This is a genomic window from Vibrio ouci, from assembly GCF_004551525.1.
GTDB lineage: Bacteria > Pseudomonadota > Gammaproteobacteria > Enterobacterales > Vibrionaceae > Vibrio > Vibrio ouci.
On the sequence record NZ_SATR01000202.1, the window covers coordinates 1 to 1,198 of the forward strand.

The 1,198-nt window shown below is 41.2% G+C and carries 1 protein-coding gene; it reads left to right on the top strand.

Annotated elements, in window-relative coordinates:
- Positions 1 to 166 precede the first annotated feature (166 nt).
- A complete protein-coding gene (locus ELS82_RS25135; RefSeq protein ID WP_134837785.1) occupies positions 167 to 940 on the top strand; it encodes an aminoglycoside phosphotransferase family protein in 774 nt (257 codons plus the stop codon).
- Positions 941 to 1,198: the final 258 nt, after the last annotated feature.

Below are 1,198 nucleotides of genomic sequence, written 5' to 3' on the forward strand. Positions count from 1 at the left end.
AGTAAGGCGCTACCGTTTGGTACGCACATAACAAACTGTTTAAGAGTGATTCGCAACGCGTGGCATTTTTACTATGCGTTGCGTTTAGTGTTTAAGTTGGTATGCGGCGGCTTTAGTATTGCGTTGCTCACACCTTAACAGGGCGTTAGTTGCACGAGGAGGTTTCGTGGAAGAATTATCAGGCGGTAGAGAATCAGCAATATATCGAGATGGAGAAGTTGTCTATCGACCTCTTCAGGTGTGGAGCTCTACAATCCATCTTATTTTGAAGCACCTTGAGCAAGAAAATGTATCAGAATGCCCAAGATTTCTTGGTGTTAACCAAGAACAGGAAATCCTAAGTTTTGTCGCTGGTAATACTTATAATTACCCACTAGTTGGTGCCATCGCAACCGATGAGGCACTTATATCAGCCGCTAAATTGTTGCGTAAAATACATGACTCAACTGCGACACTTTTAGATCAATTAGATGTCAATACACTCAGCTGGATGCTAGAGCCAAGAGAGCCTTTTGAGGTTATCTGTCATGGTGACTTTACCCCATATAATGTTGCCCTGTCCGAAAATACAGTTGTTGGTGTATTTGACTTCGATACTTCGCACCCAGCGCCAAGAATATGGGATTTAGCATATTCGGTTTATTGTTGGTCGCCTTTCAAAACAGATAGAAATGATAAGTTAGGTACAATCTGTGAGCAGGTGGCTAGAGCTAAATTGTTCTGTGATAGTTACGGTGTTACTGAATCCGAAAGGAATCAACTAACCGACGCAATGGTTCAGCGATTGCAGGCTTTAGTTTCGTTCATGCGTAGTGAAGCTGAAAATGGTAATAAGTCCTTTGCTGAAAACATAGAGCAAGGTCATCTTCAAGCCTATCTAAATGACATAGAATATATCACTGAAAATAAACAAAAAATTCAGTGCGCATTGTGCAACTAACAAAGCATTTAAGAGTGATTCCCAACGCTTGGCATTTTTCATTCCATCGTTGGGTTTTATGTTTATGGTGGTATGGTTAAGTTTCGTGGTAGCGTTGCTCACACCTTAATGCGGCGTTATGCGCTTTCGTGAAAGTTGAACTAGCCAGTTGCTAGAATGAGTCGTAAACTTAGCCTAAACAGAAGCTTAGGTGATAAAAATGGCATTTTCTGAAATTGAGCATAAACGGTATGAAAAAGCAGTCGAGAAGTACCTCGA